Below are 19536 nucleotides of genomic sequence, written 5' to 3'. Positions count from 1 at the left end.
CCGCAAGGGTCTTGCAGCGGATCGGTGCCGGATTGGGGTGGCCGTACCCCTTGCGACTTGTAGAACCCGTTACTACGTTCACCGAACCCGCTGATGGACCGTCAGAACGGACGGGAGCCGCCGATGCACTGCCCCGCGCTGCCCGACGGGTTCGACCTCACCGACCCCGATCTCCTCCACCACCGCGTACCCCTCCCGGAGTTCGCCGAGCTGCGCCGCACCGAACCGGTCCGCTGGATCCCGCAGCAGCGGGGCGTCGCGGGCTTCGCCGACACCGGCTACTGGGCCGTGACCCGGCACGTGGACGTCAAGTACGTCTCCACGCACCCCGAACTCTTCTCCTCGACTCTCAACACCGCGATCATCCGCTTCAACGAGCACATCCAGCGCGACGCGATCGACGCCCAGCGCCTCATCCTGCTCAACATGGATCCCCCGGAACATACGCGCGTCCGGCAGATCGTGCAGCGAGGCTTCACGCCACGTTCCATCCGCGCGCTGGAGGAGCGGCTGCGCGCGCGGGCGGAGGCGATCGTCTCGGCCGCCCGCGCACGCTCCGGGCCCTTCGACTTCGTCACCGAGGTCGCCTGCGAGCTGCCGCTGCAGGCCATCGCCGAACTGATCGGCGTACCGCAGGAGGACCGGTCCAAGATCTTCGACTGGTCCAACAAGATGATCGCCTACGACGATCCGGAGTACGCCATCACGGAGGAGGTCGGCGCCGAGTCGGCGGCCGAGATCATCGCCTACGCGATGAACATGGCCGCGGAGCGGAAGAGGTGCCCGGCCAAGGACATCGTGACGACGCTGGTGGCGGCGGAGGACGAGGGCAACCTGAACTCCGACGAGTTCGGGTTCTTCGTGCTGATGCTGGCGGTGGCGGGCAACGAGACGACCCGGAACGCCATCACGCACGGGATGCACGCGTTCTTGACCCACCCCGAGCAGTGGGAGCTGTTCCGGCGCGAGCGGCCGGGGACGACGGCCGAGGAGATCGTGCGCTGGGCGACCCCGGTCAACGCCTTCCAGCGGACGGCCACCGAGGACACGGAGCTGGGCGGGGTGCTGATCAAGGAGGGCGACCGCGTCGGCCTCTTCTACGCCTCCGCCAACCACGACCCGGAGGTCTTCGCCGCCCCCGACGCCTTCGACATCACCCGGGATCCCAACCCGCACCTGGGTTTCGGTGGCGGCGGTCCGCACTTCTGCCTCGGCAAGTCCCTCGCCGTCCTGGAGATCGACCTCATCTTCCACGCGATCGCCGACGCCATGCCCGGCCTGCGGCTGGCCGAGGAGCCGCGTCGGCTGCGCTCGGCGTGGATCAACGGGGTCAAGGAACTCCGGGTCACCACCGCCTGAGCGGGCCGCACGGGCGGGAGGGAAGCCGTCGGGCCGCGGGGCGCGAGCGGTGCGTCCGGCCCACCGGATCGACTGCGAAGAGGGCGACTCACTCGGACAGCCCGGAGCAAGGCCGCTCACCGGGCGAACCGGGCACCCACGGCCCGCTAGTCGGCCGATGGGGTGGCGGGTGCCGGTGGGCGGTTACTCGGGGTCGGGGCGATCGCGGCCGGTGTTGGCGGAGATGGTCGCCCTGCTCCTGCCCGTTGGGTGCGGGGGGCGGCGTTCGCCGGGGTGCCAAGGTGCGCGGGGTGCGGGCGGGGCGGTCGCTCGTGGTCCGAGGCGATCGCCGTCGGCGCGGGCGGGGCGGTCGCCCTGCTCCTGCCCGCTTCGGCGCCCGTTTGGTGCGGGGGGCGGCGTTCGCCGGGGTGCTGAGGCGGGCGGGATGCCGGTGGGGTGGTTACTCATGGCCCGAGGCGACCACCGCGAGCGTGGCCGAGACGGCCGCCGCGATCGCGAGCGGGATGCCGGGGCCGTGGTGGAGGAGCAGCCACGCGCCCAGCAGGGCACCGGCGAACATGGCGATCACCGAGGCCGTGCGGCGCGGCGAGCGATGCCCGGTGGCGTCGCCGAGCCGGGACTCGGAGGCCAGACCGGTCAGGGTCATCGTCAGCACGGTGGTCGTCAGATCGGCGATGCCCAGCTTGCGGACGGTGGCGTTGCGCAGGCCCATCGCGTACCCGGTCAGGGCGATCAGGGCGTAGACGGTGCCGGTGGCGTGCGGCCAGGCGAAGGCGATCGCCGCCGACAGCCCTACCAGGGCCGCCTCCGCCATCAGGGTCAGCCGGGTCCAGCGGCGGCGCGAGCCCTTGCCGACCCGCGCCGCCAGCCGGCCGCCGGTCACCGCGCCCAGCAGGAAGCAGCCCAGCGAGGTGGCCGTGTGCGGGACCGAGAAGCCGGGCGCGCCGGCCGCCGCGAACCCCAGGACGACGACGTTGCCGGTCATGTTGGCCGTGAACACCCGGCCCAGCCCCAGGTAACTGACGGCGTCGATCAGCCCGCTGACCACGGTCAGCATCAGCAGCACGAGCACCAGACGCAGCCCGCGCGCCTCCGGGTCGGGTGCGGCCGCCTGCGCGGTCCGAGCCGTCGTCATGGTTCCTCCGGTGGCCGGACGGACGGGTGGGGCCCGGGGCGACCCCACCACGGCACAACTCCACCACGGGCGCGGTGGAATCGCGGAGCGAAATGCGCGCGCACCCTCGCCCGGCGGGGGAGAGGGTGCGCGCGTGAGAGAGGGGTGGCGGGGCCGGCCGGCTCAGTACCAGCCGTTGGCCTGCCAGAAGCTCCAGGCCTTGACCGGGCTGCCGTAGCGGGAGTTCATGTAGTCCAGACCCCACTTGATCTGGGTGGCCGGGTTGGTCTTCCAGTCGGCGCCGGCGGAGGCCATCTTCGAGGCCGGCAGGGCCTGGACCAGGCCGTAGGCGCCGGAGGACGCGTTGGTGGCCTTCGGGTTCCAACCGCTCTCCCGCGACACGATCTTGCTGAACGCGTTGAACTGCGCGGCGTCCGGGATCATCTTGTGCGCGATCGCCTGGGCGGAGGAGGCCGACGCGGGCGTGGCGGCCTGGGCGGGCGCCGCGGTCAGAGCCAGACCGGCGGTGGCGGCGGCCACGGCGGCGGTGGTGAGGGCCTTCTTCGGGGAAGCGATGCGGCGGATGAAGGAGACGGACACGGAGAACCTCTTGCGTCGGGGACAGGGGGGTCGCCCGTATGCCGTTGCCGTGGACACCGTTCGTGCGATGCGCCGGGCCGCATACCTGGGCGCCGCGGCCCGTGGGGGCTCGTGGCGCCTGGCGACGTCATCCAGAGAAACAGGCCCGGGACGTGCCCGCAATGACCCCTTTTACTAGTTGTGGCCGGACCGGCCGGGATCGTCGGGTCTGTGGCCTGGGTCTCAATGCGCAGGTCGGCGGGGGTGCCCGAAGGGACGTATCGGACATTCGGGGCTACGGCCCCGGATCGTAGGTGATCTGGGTCATGTGGGGTGCTTCACCGCGGGGGCGTCACTGGGTGAGGCGGCGTGTCCGCCCCGTGACGGCTCCCGGCCCTCGAATGTGACCGCCGTCTCGAAGGCGGCCCGCCGGGTGGCCCGGCGCAGCGCGCGCAGCACCGCCGGGCCGAGGGCGAGGGTCAGCGCCACCGTGCACACCGCCCGGCCCAGGTCCCAGCCGAGCGAGGTGGCCAGGCAGTACGCGACGAACCGGGCCAGGTTGGCGGGGACGGAGGCGTGCGCGTCGAAGGAGATGTTCGAGGCGGCGCCGCCGAGGAAGGGCCAGCCGGCGAGGTTCATGACGGTGCCGTAGGCGAGGGAGGCGAGGAATCCGTACCCGGCGAGCAGGAGCAGCTCCCCCCTGCCGCGCAGCCGCACCGGCCAGGGCAGCAGCCCGGCGCCCATCGTGAACCAGCCCATCGACAGCATCTGGAACGGCAGCCACGGCCCGACCCCGCCGGTGAGCAGGGCGGACGCGAACATCGTCACCGAGCCCAGGGTGAAGCCGAAGCCGGGACCGAGGACCCGCCCGCTGAGCACCATCAGGAAGAACATCGGCTCGATCCCGGCCGTCCCCGCGCCGATCGGCCGCAGCGCCGCCCCCGTCGCGGCCAGCACGCCCAGCATGGCCACCGCCTTCGGCCCGAGGTCCGACTCGGCGATCGTCGCCGCCACGACCGCGACCAGCAGCACCAGCAACCCCGCGAAGAGCCAGGGCGCGTCCTGCGCGTGCGCGCTCAGCTGGGAAGCGGGCGGAGCGAGGAACGGCCAGCCGAAGGCGACGACCCCGACCGCGCCGACCAGCCCGAGCGCGACGACGGACCGGGCCCCGAGCCGGACGGCGTGCAGCCGGGTGGCAGGGGTGGCGGTGGTGGTCGTGGCGGGGGCACTCGGGGGCGTGGGAATCATGAGAGGGCCTCGCGGACCTCGGCCACGGTGAGCCACCGCTGCGGGGCGAGGATCTTCGTCACCTGGGGGGCGAAGGACGGCGAGGAGACGACGATCTCGGCGGTCGGACCGTCGGCGATGACCTCGCCCTCGGCGAGCAGCACCACCCGGTGCGCGATCTCGGCCGCCAGCTCCACGTCATGCGTGGCCAGCACGATCGCGTGCCCCTCGGCGGCGAGCGCGCGCAGCACGGTCACCAGGCGGGCCTTGGCCGCGTAGTCCAGGCCGCGCGTCGGCTCGTCGAGCAGCAGCAGGGGCGGCCGGGCGGTCAGGACGACGGCGAGGGCGAGCGCCAGGCACTGGCCCTCTGACAGGTCGCGCGGGTGCGTGTCGTCACCGACGCCCGGCAGCAGCTCGGACACCAGCGCCCGGCAGGTGCCGGGCTCGGCGCGGGCGTCCCGGTCGGCGGCGGCGCACTCGTCGGCGACCGTGTCGGCGTACAGCAGGTCGCGGGGTTCCTGGGGGACCAGGCCGACGCGGCGCACGAGGTCGGGCGGTGCGGTGCGGTGCGGGGTGAGCCCGCCGACGGTGACGGTTCCGGCGGTGGGGGCCAGCAGGCCGACGAGGGTGCTGAGCAGGGTGGACTTGCCGGCGCCGTTGCGGCCCATGAGGGCGACGGTCTCGCCGGGGGCGACGGTGAGGTGGATGCGGCGCAGGGCGTGGACGCGGTCCCGGCGGACGGCGAGGGCGTCGACTTCGGCGACGGGCGTCTCCGCGGCCTCCGGGGCGGGGCAGGGACGGCGGAGGAAGCGGAGGCGGCGCCCGGCGCCGCCGCGGGCCGGGGTCGCTCCGGGCCGCTGCCGGACGGGCGCCGCCTCGCCGGCAGGGCTGCCCCCGGCCATGCGGGGACGACCGTGCGCCAGGCGCTCCCGCAGGTCACCCGCCCTGCGGCGGGCGTCGCGGACCGTCAGGGGCAGCGGGGACCAGCCGGCCAGGCGGCCCAGGTCCACCACCGGGGGGCGGACCGGGGACACCGCCATCACCTCGGCCGGGGTGCCGACGACCGGAGCCTTGCCCGGGCCGGGCAGCAGGACGACCCGGTCGGCGTAGGGGATGACGCGTTCCAGACGGTGTTCGGCCATCAGGATCGTCGTGCCGAGGTCGTGCACCAGGCGCTGGAGCACCGCCAGGACCTCCTCGGCCGCCGCCGGGTCCAGCGCCGAGGTCGGCTCGTCCAAGACCAGGACGCGGGGGTGCGGGGTGAGGACCGAGCCGATCGCGACGCGCTGGCGCTGGCCGCCGGAGAGCGTGGCGATCGGCCGGTCGCGCAGCGCGGCCAGGCCCAGCAGGTCCAGGGTCTCCTCGACCCGGCGGCGCATCACCCCGGGAGCCAGGCCCAACGACTCCATGCCGTACGCGAGTTCGTCCTCCACGACGTCGGTGACGAAGTGCGCGAGCGGGTCCTGGCCCACCGTGCCGACCACGTCGGCCAGCGCGCGCGGCTTGTGGACGCGGGTGTCGCGGCCCGCGACGGTGACCCGGCCGCGCAGGGTGCCGCCGGTGAAGTGCGGCACCAGCCCGCTCACCGCGCCGAGGACGGTGGACTTGCCGACCCCGGACGGCCCGACGAGCAGCACCAGTTCGCCCTCCGGCACCTCGAAGTCGACGTCCCTGACGGAGGGTTCGCGGGCGCCGTCGTACGTCACGCTGACATCCTCGAAGCGGATCACGGCGACGGCTCCTTGGGGTCCTGGGGTACGGCGAAGGCGGGGAGGAGGGCGAGGAGGACCGACGCGGCGGGCCACAGCGGCAGCGTCGGGGTCACCAGGGGGGCGACCCCCGGGTGCAGCGCCTCCGGATCGCGGACCGCGGCCAGCGTGAGCAGCGCGGCGACGGCGGCGCCCGAGGCGGACACCAGCCAGGCGCGCGCGTCCCACGGGTCGGGCCGGTACCGGGTGCGCAGCGAGCGCCGGCCGCCGAGCCGCAGGCCCGCCAGCGCGGCACCGGCCCCCGCGAGCAGCACCGGCAGCCCGTACGTGCCGCCCTCCGCGGTGAGCAGCCCGTACGTCCCCGCGCACACCCCGAGCAACCCGCCGAGGGTGAGCGCGGCCGTCGTGCGCCGGACCCGGGCGGGTACCTCGGCGGCGCGGCCGTACCCCCGGGCCTCCATCGCGGCGGCGAGCGCGACCGAGCGCTCCAACGCGCCCTCCAGGACCGGCAGTCCGACCTGGAGCAGGCCGCGCAGACCCCGGTCCGGACGGCCGCGCAGCCGGCGGGCGGCGCGCAGCCGCTGGACGTCGGCGACGAGGTGCGGCGCGAAGGTGAGGGCGACGACGACGGCCACGCCGGTCTCGTACAGCGCGCCGGGCAGGGACTTGAGCAGGCGGTGCGGGGCGGCGAGGGCGTTCGCGGCGCCGACGCAGACCAGGAGCGCGGCCAGCCTCAGGCCGTCGTAGGCCGCGAAGAGCAGGGCCTCGGCCGTGACCGCGCCGCCCAGGCGGATGCCCTGCGCCCAGTGCGGGAGCGGCACCTCGGGGAGGGCGAACAGCGTGTGCGTACCGGGGACGGGCGAGCCGAGCGCCACCGCGAACAGCAGCCGGATCAGCAGGACGGCGAGCGCCAGCCGGGCGAAGGCGGGGTACGAGCGGGCCGCGGGCGTGGCCGCGCGGTGCGTCGCGACGACGTACGCGGACGCGGAGACGATCAGGGCGAGGAGGAGCGGGTTGGTGGTGCGGGTGGCGGCGGTACCGAGGCTCAGCGCCCAGAGCCACCAGGCGCCGGGGTGGACGGTGGTCCGGCGCCGGTGCGGTCCGGGGGCGGGGCCGCCTGCCGGCGCTCGCCGGGTGCCGCCGCGGCGGTCAGGCATTCCGCCGCCGCCGGGCCTGCCACACCGCCGCGCCCGCCAGCACGGCGACCACCCCCGCGCCGATCGGCAGTCCCAGCGAAGGCCCGCTGTCCGAACCGCTCGTGCGGGCGCTCCCGGCACCGCCGGCCCGGCCGCCGGCGGCCACCTGCTCCCCGCACCCCGTGCGCGGATAGCCCGCGATGGCGCACAGCAGCGCGTTGGTGTCGTAGCGCAGCGGCGGCGCGACGGCGGCCAGGGCGTCGGCGGTCGTCGCGTCGGCGGACACGCGGGCGCAGGCGGTACGGGGCGCCGGCGGGGTCTCGCCGGAAGGCGCGTCCGCCGGGACGCCGAAGTCGAGGACCAGCGCGACCCGCTTCATGCCGCTCCTGGCGGGGGCGGCCGCGCAGATCGCCCTGAAGTCCGCCGTGCCGCGCGGCCTGCTCGCGTCGGCCGAGTCCGCGCTGACCGCGAAGCGGAACCCCTCCACCGCGCCGTCGTCGGGACGGGCGGCCGACGGGCCCTGCGTGGCGTACGTCCAGCGGCCGCCGGTGCGCTCCCAGAAGGACCAGTAGCGGTAACCGGTGGCATGCGCCTCGGTCGCGGCGACCGTCAGCAGGACGAACACGGCCAGCAGCAGGCTCGCGGCACGGCGGGGCGCGGTCACGGCTGCCGCTTCTTCCGGCCGCTCAGCAGGAAGCCGACGCCGATGCCCGCGACGAGGCAGACGCCGACGAACCACCAGGTGCCGAACGACGAACCGCGGTCGGACGTCGTGGACTTCTCGGGCGTGCCGGTCGCGTGCCCGGCGTTGTCCATGCCCGGCGCCGGGCCCTGCGCGTCGAGGGCGCGGACGAGGCTGGTGCCGCCGAAGTCACCCGGCTGCGCGCCGACCGCGTGCGCGGCGAGGATCAGCTGGGCGTACGCCGCCGGGCCGCTCTGCCGCGCCCACGGGCCGGCGTTCTTCTCCAGCCAGGCGTACGCCTTGTTCGCCTGCTCGGTGCGCCCGTCCGCGGCCAGCGCGACGACCGTGTCCGCCGTGTTGCCGTAGTCCGGCTGGTCCTTGGCGCCCGGCAGTACCGAGAGCAGGTGCCCGCTCGTGCCGACCGCCTGCGCCAGATAGGCGCCGCCGTTGTCGGCGACCTGCGCCGGGGTGGGATGCGCGGCCTTGGCGCACCCCTGCCGCGCGGGCGCCTTGCCGGCCTCGGCCACGAACCCCTTGCCGAGCGCGCCCAACACCCCCGCGGCCGTCGCGTCCGCGTTGGCGGACAGCTTGCCCTTCTTGTCCGGCTGGAAGGCGAGGGCGCCGCCGCCGTCCTGGTCGCAGGGGACGGCCATGGCGGCGAGGAGGTCGTACGGGGACCTGCCCGCCGTGGTCACCTTCGCCGGGTCCGCGCCGGTCGCGGCCAGCGCGCCGACGACGACGGAGGTGGAGTTGGTGTCGCTGGCCCCGCCGGGGGAGTAGCCCCAGCCGCCGTCCTTGTTCTGCACGGACTTCAGCCAGGCCACGGCCTTGCCGACGACGGCGTCGTGCCCGCCGGTCGCCTTCAGGGCCTGGACGGCGGCGGCCGTGCTGTTGGTGTCCACCATGACCTTGCTGTCGCACGGCCGGTCCGGGGCGGCGCGGAACGCGGCGAACGCGCCGTTCGCGCAACTCTGCCCGGCCAGCCAGTCCACGGCCCGCGCGGCGGGCCGGTAGCCGAGCGTGCGCTGCGCGACCAGCGTCAGCGCCTGGCGCCACACTCCGTCGTAGGTCGGGTCCGCCGTGCCGTACAGCCCGGACGGGAGGGTGGCCTTCGGAGACGGGGACTGGCCGGCGGCCGTGGCGGGCGCGGCGGCGGCCAGCACGCCTACGGCGGCGAGAGCCGCTGCGCTGCGGCGGACGTTCATGGTCGGCGACTGCCTCTCCTGCGGGGAGCCGGGCAGCGCGCGGGAACCCCCGGGCGGCTCGGCTCCGTAGACCTCGACGGTGCCGTGCGCGGCGGGCCGCCGACGCACGTGAGCCGGTCAACGTCCCGTCCGGGGCAGTCCGGCTCACCGCCGGGACGACGGATTACGGATGGGGGCGCCCCCCGCTCGAGCGAAAGCCGAGAGCTCGGGGGAGGGCCAGCGCCGGAATTGCACCGGCTTTCCCCTGTACGGGTGCGATGACGACCCCGCCACTTTACCGGCAGCCCCGCGCGAGCCGAGGAGCGGCTGCGCGCACGGGCCCGCGGTGACCAGGGTCACGGCCATGACGACAACGGGGGGCACCGGCAGACTGCTCGGTTCGGGACGCTCGGCGGACGTGTACGAGATCGACGGCGCCTGGGTGCTGCGGCGCGACCGGGACGGCTGGGGGAACGCGGCCGCCGAGTCCGCCGTGATGACGTACGTACGCGAACACGGCTACCCGGCACCCCGGGTACGCCCCACCGGCTCACCGACCGACCTCGTCATGGAGCGCCTGTCCGGCCCGACCCTGCTGACCGCCCTCACCGACGGCCGGGTGAGCCCGGCGGACGCGGGCGCCCTGCTCGCCTCCCTCCCGCGCCGCCTGCACGCCGTACCGCCCCGCGACCCGGCCGCCCCGCACGCCCGAGTCCTCCACCTCGACCTGCACCCTGACAACGATGGGGGTCCCCCGGCTCGAACGCAGTTGAGAGCTGGGGAGCTGACTCCGGCCGGCCCGCAGGTCATCGACTGGTCCAACACCGAGGACGGCCTCCCGGCCCTCGACTGGGCCATGTCCGCGGTGATCCCGGCCCAGGTGGCCGTCTCGGACACCGCGCTCGCGGCCCCGGCCCGCCCGACGCTCCTCGGCCTGCTGGCCGATCCGTCCCCCCTCACGGACGGCGCCCTGACACAGGCGCTGCGCCGACGGGCGGCCAACCCGACGATGACACCGGGGGAGGTGGAACTCCTGGAAGGCGCCGGGGACTTGGTGCGACGGGTGGGGCGAGGTGCCTGAGGCCGCCACGGCGAACCCGCTACGCGGCCCCGAGCGCCCGATCACACTCGGCCGCGTCCTCGCCCTCCACCACCCAGTACGACCTTCCGTCCGCTGATTCCGCGAAGCGAACCGCCGCGGCCCGCTCCCGCCACGGCGTCGCGTCGACCGCCGTTCGGCAGGCCATCGCCACGGCCACCTCCGCCAGATCGACCCCCGTCGCCCGCTCCACCAGCCAGGGGATCAGGTCGCCGGGCAGATACGGCGCGACACCGGTCACCCGGGGCCCCCGAGCCGTCAGCCGGAGGCCCACGTGCGCGACGGCGTGCGCGAGGCCCAGCGCCCGCACCGCCCGCTCGACCGTCTGCCGCAGGAAGCGGTTGTGCAGCAGGCCGTCGTGCGCGTGGACCGAGTGCCGCAGCGGCGGGCGGCCCGGCGATCCCGGTGTCGTACGGGTGAGCGCGGCGATGCGGATCTCGTCGTCCAGGACGACCGTCTCGGCGGAGACCAGCGGGCCGTCGAGGTCGCCGGGCCGGTCCCCGGGGCCGTCCGTCACCACCCGGTGCCGTACCAGCCGGTTCCGCAGGGCGACCGGGTCCGCGCAGGCCGCGGCCGTCTCGTACGGCAGGCCCGGCAGCCCCAGCCGCCCGGTGATCCGAGCGGCGGTGCGCAGGTGCTCCCCGGCCCAGGTCAGCACGCCCGCCACCGGCTGCCGGTCCGCGTACCGCACGATCGCCCCGGCCGCGTCCGCCTCGCGCGCCGGGTCGGCCGCGAGATGGCCGGACAGAAAGGGGCGCGCCCACCGCGGTACGGCGGTGTCGACCAGGATCACGGGGCGGATCCCGGCGATCCGCTCCAGCGGGAACCCGTACGCGGCGGGGCCGGCCCCGAGCAGAAGGACGGGCTGCGGCATCGGCGCATCACCTTCGCTGGTCAGGCGGGTGGGACAGAGAGGACGCCCCGGGTGCCGCTCCCCCGTAGCCGGCACCCGGGACGGGTCGGAAGTTCGCTCTCTGTGTCGTGATCCTCACCCACCGCACGATCAACTGTCAACTATTCCTGCCTTGTTGGGCAGGCGGTGTTGTCACCTCTGGTCGGCGCCCCGGACGAGCGGGTAGCCTCGCGTCTCGTCCGGTCGCCCAGTCACCGAACGGACGACACACACGCAGGGGGGCCTCGGTGAGTGACGCCTACACCTCGCTGGCCGAGGTACTGGCCAGGTTAGGTGAGTTGACCGGTCGGCCGGGCCGGCTGCCGGAGGCCCTCGACGTGGTCGGCCTCTCCCGTCGTACCGGCATCCCCGCCGGTGTCGTCGTGGAACTGCTCGGCGGCGGGCGGGCACCCGAGGTCTGCCTGGCCGGGCGGGTGCGCCAGCGGCTGGACTTCATCCGCGAGACCCGGCGCCGGCCCGACGGCAAGCGGTACTCGCTGGACGAGCTGGCCAGGATCGCCGGTACCAGCCGGCAGTGGCTGAGCGAGTGGCGCAGGAGCGGGATGCCGAGCCTGGAGCACACCGACCGGCTGCGCCGGTTCTTCGGGCTGCCGGCCGGCTTCTTCACGGCCGACGAACCGGAGGCGCTGCACGAGGCGCTGCAGCCGGTGCTCCAGGCGCTGGAGGCCGAGGCGGATCCGCTGCTGCGGCTGCGCGAGAGCGGCCTGGTCCGGCTCGCCGCGCGCGCCCCGCAGATGAACGCCCGCCAGCTCGCCACCCTCGCCGACCTCGCCGAAATGATCACTTCCCCGGACCGCGCGGAGGACACCGGCCGGTGACACCCGGCGCTTCCCGGCCGGTACGGTCCCACCGCCCCTGCGCCGCCCGCCGCGAGGGCCGGTCGGCCGGGCCCGTCGAGCGCGGCGCAGCGGAAGGCGCCGGGCCTCAACCCGCCTGGCCCACGCGGGGCGTCGGGCCGCCGAACGGCAGGTGCAGCACCCGGTGCTCCAGCAGCCACCGGCCGTCGCCGGTCCGGCGGAAGGCGTCCTCGTAGTGCCCGACCTGGACGGGCGGCCCGGCCGGGACCATGGCGGCCGCGCCCGGGTCGTAGCCGTCGACGCGGTAGGTCGTGAAGTACGAGACGGCGGTGGCGGTGTCCGGGCCGGTCACGGTGACGAGGACGTTGGACAGGAACCGGCGCGAGAGCCGGTCGGCGGGCCGGGAACCGAAGTACGCGCCCAGCGCCTCCCGCCCCTCAGCCCGCCGCCCGTCCCCGGGCGGCGGCCACTCCCAGACGCCGTCCTCGGTGAACAGCTCGGCCACGCCGGACGGTTCACCGAGGTCGAGCCGGTGGACGAAGTCGATGATCAGGCGCTCGCAGGCACGCTCGGCGAGAAGACACTCCCAGGGGTCCATAGGACTGTCTAACAGCCCGCGCGGGCGCCGGGCCACCGCATTACACGGCGCGGTACGCCACCGGCTCGCTCCCCGCCACCGGCTCCGCCCGCCCCCGCTTCACGAGCCGCCGCAGATGGGCCTCCGCCTCCGAGACGGCGATGTTCCGCGACCCGTAGGTGATCTGGTCCCAGGGGCGGTTCCACTCCATCCGCTCCGCGAGCTGCCAGGGCGTGAGCGGCTCCGCGAGGAGGGCCAGCAGCCCGCGGAGCCGTTCCTCGTGGTGCGCCAGCAACTCCCGTACCCGGCCGGGGGCGTCGGTGAAGGCGTGCTGGTGCGCGGGGAGGACCTCGGCGGGGGCGAGCCGGCCGATCCGCTCCAGGGAGTCCAGGTAGTCGCCGAGGGGATCGGTCACGGTCGCCTCGTCCGGGTCCTCGTACAGCCCGATGTGCGGGGTGATCCGCGGCAGCAGGTGGTCGCCGCTGAACAGCCTTCCGCTTCCGGGGAGTTGAGCCGGGTGCTCCTCCTCCAGGTGCAGGCAGACATGGCCCGGGGTGTGTCCGGGGGTCCAGATCCCGCGCAGCCGGCGGCCGGGCAGGTCGAGGAGTTCGCCGGGGACGATCTCCCGGTCGGGCAGGGCGGGGGAGAGGCCGGGCAGGGTGCGGCCGGTGCGGGGTGTGCTCGGGGTGCGCAGCGGCGCCAGGTGTTCCTCCGGGGCTCCGGCGGCCGCGAGTTTGGCGCTCATGTAGCGGAACCAGCGCTCGGGCCGGGCCTCCCGGGTGCGCCGTACCACCGCGGTGTCGGCCGCGTGCATCGCCACCCACGCGCCCGAGGCCTCGCGCACCCTCGCCGACAGCCCGTGGTGGTCGGGGTGGTGGTGTGTGACGACGACGCCGTACACGTCCGCCACCGCCGTACCGCAGGCGCTCAGCCCCGCGGTGAGCGTGTCCCAGGACGCCGGGTCGTCCCAGCCGGTGTCGACCAGTACCGGCCCGCGGTCGGTCGCCATGACGTAGACCAGCGTGTGGCCGAGGGGGTTGTTCGGAATGGGGACCGCCACGGACCGTACGCCCCCGCCGTGATCGAACGTCGTGGTCATCGGAGAACCTCCGCCCTTCGGACACCGCTCACTATAACGAGAACTGACTCACCGTCAGCTCCAGCGATGCGAAACCCTCGCCGACGGCCCCGCTCCTGGCGCGGCGGCGGACTGGCCTCCGCCAACTAGAACTGGTATCAGTTCTGAAACGGCGTCAGAAGGGTGTGCGGCCATGACCGAGCTCGTGGAACACGGACAGCTGTTCATCGGCGGGGAGTTGACCGACCCCCTGGGCGAGGACGTCATCGAGGTGATCTCGCCGCACTCCGAGGAGGTCATCGGCCGGGTGCCGCACGCCTCGCGGGAGGACGTCGACCGCGCGGTGGCCGTGGCGCGCCGCGCCTTCGACGAGGGGCCCTGGCCGCGGGCGTCGCTTCAGGAGCGGATCGAGGTCGTCACCCGCATCAAGGACGGCATCGCCGCGCGGCACGAGGAGATCGCCCGGGTGATCTCCTCGGAGAACGGCTCGCCGTACTCCTGGAGCGTCCTCGCCCAGGCGCTCGGCGCGATGATGGTGTGGGACGCGGCGATCAGGGTCGCCCGGGACTACACCCACGAGGAGCGCCGGGACGGCGCCCTCGGCCCGATCCTCGTCCGGCGCGAACCGGTCGGCGTCGTCGCCGCCGTCGTCCCCTGGAACGTCCCGCAGTTCGTGGCCGCCGCCAAGCTCGCCCCGGCGCTGCTCGCGGGCTGCACGGTCGTCCTCAAGCCGTCCCCGGAGTCCCCCCTGGACGCGTACCTGCTCGGCGAGATCGCGCGCGAGGCGGGCCTGCCCGGGGGCGTGCTGTCGATCCTCCCCGCCGACCGGGAGGTCAGCGAGTACCTGGTCGGGCACCCCGGCGTCGACAAGGTCTCCTTCACCGGCTCGGTCGCCGCGGGCAGGCGGGTGATGGAGGTCGCCGCCCGCCATCTCACCCGCGTCACCCTGGAGCTGGGCGGGAAGTCGGCGGCGCTCGTGCTCCCGGACACGGACGTGGCGACGGCGGTGGCCGGGATCGTCCCGGCGGCCTGGATGAACAACGGCCAGGCGTGCGTCGCCCAGACCCGCATCCTCGTCCCCCGCGCCCGCTACGACGAGTACGCCGACGCCTTCGCGGCGGCGGCGAGCGCCCTGAAGGTCGGCGACCCGCTCGACCCGGCGACCCAGGTCGGCCCGCTGGCCGCCCGCCGCCAGCAGCAGCGCAACCTCGACTACATCCGGATCGGCCAGGAGGAGGGCGCCAAGGTCCTCACCGGCGGCGGCCGTCCGGCGGGCCTGGAGCGCGGCTGGTACGTCGAGCCGACCCTCTTCGGCGACGTCCACAACGCCATGCGGATCGCCCGCGAGGAGATCTTCGGCCCGGTGATCTGCCTGCTCGCGTACGGTGACGAGGACGAGGCCGTGAAGATCGCCGACGACTCGGACTACGGCCTGTCCGGCAGCGTGTGGACGGCCGACGTCGAGCACGGCGTCGAGATCGCCCGTCGGATCCGCACCGGCACCTACTCGGTCAACACCTTCAGCCTGGACATGCTCGGCCCGTTCGGCGGCTACAAGAACTCCGGTCTGGGACGGGAGTTCGGCCCGGAGGGCTACGGCGCCTACCTCGAACACAAGATGATCCACCTGCCGGCGGGGGCGTGAGCGTGGGCGACCGCTGGCACGTCGAGGTCGACCGGTCGGTGTGCATCGGCTCCGCCCAGTGCCTCCACCACGCACCCCGGGCCTTCCGCCTCGACGCCGCCCGCCAGTCGCACCCCGCCGAGCCGGACACGGACGCGAGCGAGCCGGTCCTCAGGGCGGCGGAGGGGTGCCCGGTGGAGGCGATCCTGATCACCCTGGCGGAGAGCGGGGAGGCGGTGTTCCCGCCGGAGGAGTGAGCGGCGACGGTGGGTGCCGGGGTGGTCAGGAGTCCGCGCCCGGCTCCGTCAGGTCGATCAGCCGGCACACCGTCTCGATGTCGATCTTCACCTGCGCGATGGAGGCGCGGCCGGAGAGCCAGGTGATGAGGGCCGAGTGCCAGGTGTGCTCGATGACCCGGACCGCCGAGAGCTGTTCGGGGGTGGGGTTCTCCAGGCCCATCGCGTCCAGGATGATCAGCGTCGTCTGGCGGGAGACCTGGTCGACCTCCGGCGAGACGCTGCGGTCGGCGAACGTCAGGGCCCGGACCATCGCGTCGGCCAGGTGCGGCTCGCGCTGCAGGGCGCGGAAGGCGCGCATCAGCGTCTCGGCGACGCGCTCGGCCGCGGTGTCGCCCGCCGGGGGCTTCTTGCGCAGGGTGCCGTGCATGTGCGCCAGCTGGTCCTGCATCGTCGCCACCAGCAGGTGGATCTTGGAGGGGAAGTAGCGGTACAGGGTGCCGAGGGCGACCTGGGAGGACTCGGCGACCTCGCGCATCTGCACGGCGTCGAAACCGCCCCGGCTCGCCAGCTGGGCGCTCGCGTGCAGGATCCTGCGACGGCGGGCCTCCTGCCGCTCGGTGAGCGGGGACGAGGGCGCAGGCGAGGGCCGGACCGTACCGGCTTCCAGCTTGGGTTCCGCAGGCATGGGTCCCGTTCCGTGACAGTCGGTGAGGGCGTCTGTAGGGCACGTGATCAAACAGCATGACAGGGCGGTCCGCCGTGGCGTGAATCACCTGATCCACTGCTCCCAGCGCCCCTACCTGCCGGTAGATTCAGAGCCTCTTGAACGATCAAGTCTGAAACTTGTTCTAGATTAGCGTCCCGGCGTAGTCTCGCGGGACAGCGCAGGCAGAAGGGGGCACGGAGTGACCGCTGAGGCCCGTGCCGCGGGTGCCCAGGAGGGTCCCGCGGCTGACGGCGGGCGACCGCTCGACATCGCGCTCCTCACCTATAAAGGGAACCCGTTCTGCGGCGGCCAGGGCGTCTACGTACGGCACCTCTCGCGGGAGCTGGCCCGCCTCGGACACCGGGTCGAGGTCATCGGCGCGCAGCCGTACCCCGTGCTCGACGAGGTCGAGGACCACGCCGGCCGGCTCGCCCTCACCGAACTGCCGAGCCTGGACCTGTACCGCCAGCCCGACCCCTTCCGCACCCCCGGGCGGGGCGAGTACCGGGACTGGATCGACGGTGTGGAAGTCGCGACCATGTGGACCGGCGGGTTCCCCGAGCCGCTGACGTTCTCCCTGCGCGCCCGCCGTCATCTGCGGGCCCGGCGCGGCGAGTTCGACGTCGTCCACGACAACCAGACCCTGGGGTACGGGCTGTTGGGGGACATCGGCGCACCCCTGGTCACCACCATCCACCATCCCATCACCGTCGACCGGCAGTTGGAGCTGGACGCGGCCGAGGGCTGGCAGCGGCGGTACTCCGTGCGGCGCTGGTACGCCTTCACCCGGATGCAGAAGCGCGTCGCCCGACGGCTGCCCTCCGTCCTCACCGTCTCCGGCACCTCCCGGCAGGAGATCGTGGACCACCTCGGCGTCCGCGAGGAGCGCGTCCACGTGGTCCACATCGGCGCCGACACCGATCTGTTCTCGCCGAATCCGGCCGTGCCCGAGGTGCCCGGCCGGATCGTCACCACCTCCAGCGCCGACGTGCCGCTCAAGGGCCTCGTCTTCCTCGTGGAGGCGCTCGCCAAGGTGCGCACCGAGCACCCGGCCGCCCATCTCGTCGTCGTCGGCAAGCGCCCCGAGGAGGGCCCGGTCGCGGCCGCGATCGAGCGGTACGGCCTCGCGGGCGCCGTCGAGTTCGTCAAGGGCATCTCCGACGCCGAGCTGGTCGACCTGATCCGCTCGGCCGAGGTCGCCTGCGTGCCCTCGCTGTACGAGGGCTTCTCGCTGCCCGCCGCCGAGGCCATGGCCACCGGCACCCCGCTGGTCGCCACGACCGGCGGCGCCATCCCCGAGGTCGCGGGCCGCGACGGCGAGACCTGCCTGGCCGTACCGACGGGGGACGCGGGCGCGCTGGCCGCCGGGCTCGTACGGCTGCTCGGCGACCCGGCCTTGCGCGCCCGGCTCGGCCGGGCCGGCCGGGAGCGGGTGCTCGCGCACTTCACCTGGGCCCGCGCCGCCGAGGGCACGGTGGCCCGGTACCGCGAGGCCATCGCGGCCTCGCGCGGCTCCCGTCGCACCCCGCAGACCGAGCCGCACACCTCGCCGCAGGCCGAGCAGCCGCACCCCGACGGCCGCCCCGCGGCCGCAGCAACAGGCGTCTACACCGAAAGCAGGGCCACGTGCTGACCGTCGACTTCTCCCGGTTCCCGCTCGCCCCCGGCGACCGTGTCCTGGACCTCGGCTGCGGGGCCGGCCGGCACGCCTTCGAGTGTTACCGGCGCGGCGCCCAGGTCGTGGCCCTCGACCAGAACGGCGACGAGATCCGCGAGGTCGCCAAGTGGTTCGCGGCGATGAAGGAGGCCGGCGAGGCACCGCGGGGCGCCACCGCCACGGCCATGGAGGGCGACGCCCTGGCCCTGCCCTTCCCCGACGAGTCCTTCGACGTCGTCATCATCTCCGAGGTGATGGAGCACATCCCCGACGACAAGGGCGTGCTGGCGGAGATGGTGCGGGTGCTCAGGCCCGGCGGCCGGATCGCCATCACCGTGCCCCGCTACGGCCCGGAGAAGGTCTGCTGGGCGCTGTCCGACGCCTACCACGAGGTCGAGGGCGGCCACATCCGCATCTACAAGGCCGACGAACTGACGGCGAAGGTCCGCGAGGCCGGCCTCAAGCCGTACGGCAGCCACCACGCGCACGCGCTGCACTCGCCGTACTGGTGGCTGAAGTGCGCGTTCGGCGTCGACAACGACAAGGCGCTGCCGGTGCGGGCGTACCACAAGCTGCTGGTCTGGGACATCATGAAGAAGCCGCTGGCCACCCGGGTCGCCGAGCAGGCGCTGAACCCGGTCATCGGCAAGAGCTTCGTCCTGTACGCCACCAAGCCCCACCTGCCGCGCCTGTCCGACGAGGCGGCCGCCCGGTGACCACTCCCCGGACAGAACACCTCGTCCTGCCCGGGGTCCTCACCGCCGAGCAGGCCGCCGCGACCGTCCGGGGCATCCTCGCCGGGCAGCGGGAGGACGGCGCCATACCGTGGTTCCGCGGCCACCACCTGGACCCCTGGGACCACACCGAGGCCGCGATGGCCCTGGACGCGGCCGGCGAGCACGCCGCGGCCGAGCGGGCGTACGACTGGCTCGCCCGGCACCAGAACGAGGACGGCTCCTGGTACGCCGCCTACGCCGACGGCGCCCACGACGACGTCACCGACCGCGGCCGCGAGTCCAACTTCGTCGCCTACATAGCCGTCGGCGTCTGGCACCACTACCTGTCCACCGGCGACGACACGTTCCTGGACCGCATGTGGCCCACCGTCCACGCGGCCGTGGAATGGGTGCTGCGGCTCCAGCAGCCCGGCGGTCAGATCGGCTGGCGGCGCGACGACGACGGCACGCCCACCGCCGACGCCCTGCTCACCGGCAGCTCCTCGGTCCACCACGCGCTGCGCTGCGCCCTCGCCATCGCCGAACAGCGTGAAGAGCCGCAGCCGGAGTGGGAGTTGGCGGTCGGCGCGCTGCGCCACGCGATCCGCCGCCACCCGGACCGCTTCCTCGACAAGGACCGCTACTCGATGGACTGGTACTACCCCGTCCTCGGCGGCGCGCTCACCGGCGAGGAGGCCAGGGCCCGCATCGCCGGGTCCTGGGACCGCTTCGTCGTACCGGACGTCGGCGTGCGCTGCGTGGTCCCCAACCCCTGGGTCACCGGCGGTGAGTCCAGCGAGCTGGCCCTCGCCCTGTGGGCGGTGGGCGAGTCGGACCGCGCCCTGACGATCCTGCAGTCCATCCAGCACCTGCGCGATCCCGACAGCGGCCTGTACTGGACCGGCTACGTCTTCGAGGACGACGCCATCTGGCCCCGGGAGCTGACCACCTGGACGGCGGGCTCCCTGCTGCTCGCGGTGGCGGCGCTGGGCGGCCACGAGGCGACGTGCGCGGTCTTCGGGGGCGACCAGCTGCCGAGGGGCCTGGACGCGGACTGCTGCGGCTGAGCCGGTAGGCGAACCCGCGGACGGCGACGGCGCCGAACGGCGCCGTCGCCCTCCCGAGTGGCGCACCCCGGCG

19 protein-coding genes are annotated in these 19536 nt (G+C 74.4%); 8 read left to right on the top strand and 11 right to left on the bottom strand.

All coding sequences use genetic code 11. The features are described 5' to 3' along the window. Positions 1–123 precede the first annotated feature (123 nt). Complete coding sequence (locus ACZ60X_RS02840; protein ID WP_469592995.1) at positions 124–1359, top strand: cytochrome P450; 1236 nt, start codon at positions 124–126, stop codon at positions 1357–1359. 439 nt (positions 1360–1798) lie between these two features. Here ACZ60X_RS02840 and ACZ60X_RS02835 read toward each other — a convergent pair whose 3' ends face one another. From ACZ60X_RS02835 to ACZ60X_RS02805, 7 genes are all read right to left on the bottom strand, one after another. Continuing rightward, a complete protein-coding gene (locus ACZ60X_RS02835; RefSeq protein WP_469592507.1) occupies positions 1799–2494 on the bottom strand; it encodes a YoaK family protein in 696 nt (231 codons plus the stop codon). A gap of 162 nt (positions 2495–2656) precedes the next feature. Next, positions 2657–3073 carry an aggregation-promoting factor C-terminal-like domain-containing protein gene (locus ACZ60X_RS02830; protein WP_469592505.1) on the bottom strand — a complete coding sequence of 139 codons (417 nt, stop codon included), beginning with the start codon at positions 3071–3073 and terminating at the stop codon, positions 2657–2659. Positions 3074–3376: 303 nt separating this feature from the next. Next, positions 3377–4300: an ECF transporter S component gene (locus ACZ60X_RS02825; protein ID WP_469592503.1), complete on the bottom strand. Its 924-nt coding sequence runs from the start codon at positions 4298–4300 to the stop codon at positions 3377–3379. Further along, positions 4297–6009 (bottom strand): ABC transporter ATP-binding protein, encoded by a 1713-nt coding sequence (locus tag ACZ60X_RS02820; RefSeq protein ID WP_469592500.1) that lies wholly within the window; start codon positions 6007–6009, stop codon positions 4297–4299. The genes ACZ60X_RS02825 and ACZ60X_RS02820 overlap by 4 nt, the downstream gene beginning before the upstream one ends. Further along, a complete protein-coding gene (locus tag ACZ60X_RS02815; RefSeq protein ID WP_469592498.1) occupies positions 6006–7145 on the bottom strand; it encodes an energy-coupling factor transporter transmembrane component T in 1140 nt (379 codons plus the stop codon). Before ACZ60X_RS02815 ends, ACZ60X_RS02820 begins: the two co-directional genes overlap by 4 nt. Beyond that, positions 7138–7788 carry an SCO2322 family protein gene (locus ACZ60X_RS02810; protein ID WP_469592496.1) on the bottom strand — a complete coding sequence of 217 codons (651 nt, stop codon included), beginning with the start codon at positions 7786–7788 and terminating at the stop codon, positions 7138–7140. Before ACZ60X_RS02810 ends, ACZ60X_RS02815 begins: the two co-directional genes overlap by 8 nt. Then, positions 7785–9011 carry a prenyltransferase/squalene oxidase repeat-containing protein gene (locus ACZ60X_RS02805; RefSeq protein ID WP_469592993.1) on the bottom strand — a complete coding sequence of 409 codons (1227 nt, stop codon included), beginning with the start codon at positions 9009–9011 and terminating at the stop codon, positions 7785–7787. Before ACZ60X_RS02805 ends, ACZ60X_RS02810 begins: the two co-directional genes overlap by 4 nt. A 343-nt stretch (positions 9012–9354) precedes the next feature. Here ACZ60X_RS02805 and ACZ60X_RS02800 point away from each other — a divergent pair, with 343 nt between their 5' ends. Beyond that, complete coding sequence (locus tag ACZ60X_RS02800; protein WP_469592493.1) at positions 9355–10071, top strand: phosphotransferase; 717 nt, start codon at positions 9355–9357, stop codon at positions 10069–10071. Positions 10072–10090: 19 nt separating this feature from the next. Here ACZ60X_RS02800 and ACZ60X_RS02795 read toward each other — a convergent pair whose 3' ends face one another. Continuing rightward, the gene (locus tag ACZ60X_RS02795; protein WP_469592491.1) at positions 10091–10963 is read right to left on the bottom strand and encodes an ATP-grasp domain-containing protein; all 873 of its coding nucleotides are present in this window, start codon (positions 10961–10963) and stop codon (positions 10091–10093) included. Positions 10964–11229: 266 nt separating this feature from the next. On the opposite strand from ACZ60X_RS02795, the gene ACZ60X_RS02790 reads away from it, so the two are divergent. Then, positions 11230–11820, top strand: coding sequence for an XRE family transcriptional regulator (locus tag ACZ60X_RS02790; RefSeq protein WP_469592489.1), 591 nt, complete (start codon positions 11230–11232; stop codon positions 11818–11820). Positions 11821–11926: 106 nt separating this feature from the next. Here ACZ60X_RS02790 and ACZ60X_RS02785 read toward each other — a convergent pair whose 3' ends face one another. Continuing rightward, positions 11927–12397, bottom strand: a complete 471-nt coding sequence (locus ACZ60X_RS02785) for a nuclear transport factor 2 family protein (protein ID WP_469592487.1) — start codon at positions 12395–12397, stop codon at positions 11927–11929. A 40-nt stretch (positions 12398–12437) separates the two neighbouring features. Continuing rightward, positions 12438–13475, bottom strand: coding sequence for an MBL fold metallo-hydrolase (locus tag ACZ60X_RS02780; protein ID WP_469592484.1), 1038 nt, complete (start codon positions 13473–13475; stop codon positions 12438–12440). Between the two features lie 172 nt (positions 13476–13647). Here ACZ60X_RS02780 and ACZ60X_RS02775 point away from each other — a divergent pair, with 172 nt between their 5' ends. Beyond that, positions 13648–15099 (top strand): aldehyde dehydrogenase, encoded by a 1452-nt coding sequence (locus tag ACZ60X_RS02775; RefSeq protein ID WP_469592482.1) that lies wholly within the window; start codon positions 13648–13650, stop codon positions 15097–15099. A 2-nt stretch (positions 15100–15101) separates the two neighbouring features. Continuing rightward, positions 15102–15335: a ferredoxin gene (locus tag ACZ60X_RS02770; RefSeq protein WP_469592991.1), complete on the top strand. Its 234-nt coding sequence runs from the start codon at positions 15102–15104 to the stop codon at positions 15333–15335. A 25-nt stretch (positions 15336–15360) separates the two neighbouring features. On the opposite strand, the gene ACZ60X_RS02765 is transcribed toward ACZ60X_RS02770, so the two are convergent. Beyond that, positions 15361–16002 (bottom strand): TetR family transcriptional regulator, encoded by a 642-nt coding sequence (locus ACZ60X_RS02765; RefSeq protein ID WP_469592480.1) that lies wholly within the window; start codon positions 16000–16002, stop codon positions 15361–15363. A gap of 220 nt (positions 16003–16222) precedes the next feature. Here ACZ60X_RS02765 and ACZ60X_RS02760 point away from each other — a divergent pair, with 220 nt between their 5' ends. From ACZ60X_RS02760 to ACZ60X_RS02750, 3 genes are read left to right on the top strand one after another with little or no spacing between them, the layout of a single operon-like run. Beyond that, positions 16223–17656, top strand: coding sequence for a glycosyltransferase family 4 protein (locus ACZ60X_RS02760; protein ID WP_469592477.1), 1434 nt, complete (start codon positions 16223–16225; stop codon positions 17654–17656). Then, positions 17650–18396, top strand: coding sequence for a class I SAM-dependent methyltransferase (locus ACZ60X_RS02755; RefSeq protein ID WP_469592475.1), 747 nt, complete (start codon positions 17650–17652; stop codon positions 18394–18396). Before ACZ60X_RS02760 ends, ACZ60X_RS02755 begins: the two co-directional genes overlap by 7 nt. Further along, positions 18393–19463, top strand: a complete 1071-nt coding sequence (locus tag ACZ60X_RS02750; RefSeq protein WP_469592473.1) for a prenyltransferase/squalene oxidase repeat-containing protein — start codon at positions 18393–18395, stop codon at positions 19461–19463. The genes ACZ60X_RS02755 and ACZ60X_RS02750 overlap by 4 nt, the downstream gene beginning before the upstream one ends. Positions 19464–19536 lie beyond the last annotated feature (73 nt).

It is taken from the genome of Streptomyces sp. NPDC104106, from assembly GCF_055584345.1.
This window is presented reverse-complemented; position numbering and strand designations above follow the sequence as displayed.

Bases quoted from the DNA above. Each gene is read 5' to 3' on its own strand.
- ACZ60X_RS02775 (WP_469592482.1), top strand. From the start codon at position 13,648: ATGACCGAGCTCGTGGAACACGGACAGCTGTTCATCGGCGGGGAGTTG.
- ACZ60X_RS02785 (WP_469592487.1), bottom strand. From the start codon at position 12,397: ATGGACCCCTGGGAGTGTCTTCTCGCCGAGCGTGCCTGCGAGCGCCTG.
- ACZ60X_RS02805 (WP_469592993.1), bottom strand. From the start codon at position 9,011: ATGAACGTCCGCCGCAGCGCAGCGGCTCTCGCCGCCGTAGGCGTGCTG.
- ACZ60X_RS02780 (WP_469592484.1), bottom strand. From the start codon at position 13,475: ATGACCACGACGTTCGATCACGGCGGGGGCGTACGGTCCGTGGCGGTC.
- ACZ60X_RS02825 (WP_469592503.1), bottom strand. From the start codon at position 4,300: ATGATTCCCACGCCCCCGAGTGCCCCCGCCACGACCACCACCGCCACC.
- ACZ60X_RS02835 (WP_469592507.1), bottom strand. From the start codon at position 2,494: ATGACGACGGCTCGGACCGCGCAGGCGGCCGCACCCGACCCGGAGGCG.
- ACZ60X_RS02840 (WP_469592995.1), top strand. From the start codon at position 124: ATGCACTGCCCCGCGCTGCCCGACGGGTTCGACCTCACCGACCCCGAT.
- ACZ60X_RS02795 (WP_469592491.1), bottom strand. From the start codon at position 10,963: ATGCCGCAGCCCGTCCTTCTGCTCGGGGCCGGCCCCGCCGCGTACGGG.
- ACZ60X_RS02800 (WP_469592493.1), top strand. From the start codon at position 9,355: ATGACGACAACGGGGGGCACCGGCAGACTGCTCGGTTCGGGACGCTCG.
- ACZ60X_RS02815 (WP_469592498.1), bottom strand. From the start codon at position 7,145: ATGCCTGACCGCCGCGGCGGCACCCGGCGAGCGCCGGCAGGCGGCCCC.
- ACZ60X_RS02765 (WP_469592480.1), bottom strand. From the start codon at position 16,002: ATGCCTGCGGAACCCAAGCTGGAAGCCGGTACGGTCCGGCCCTCGCCT.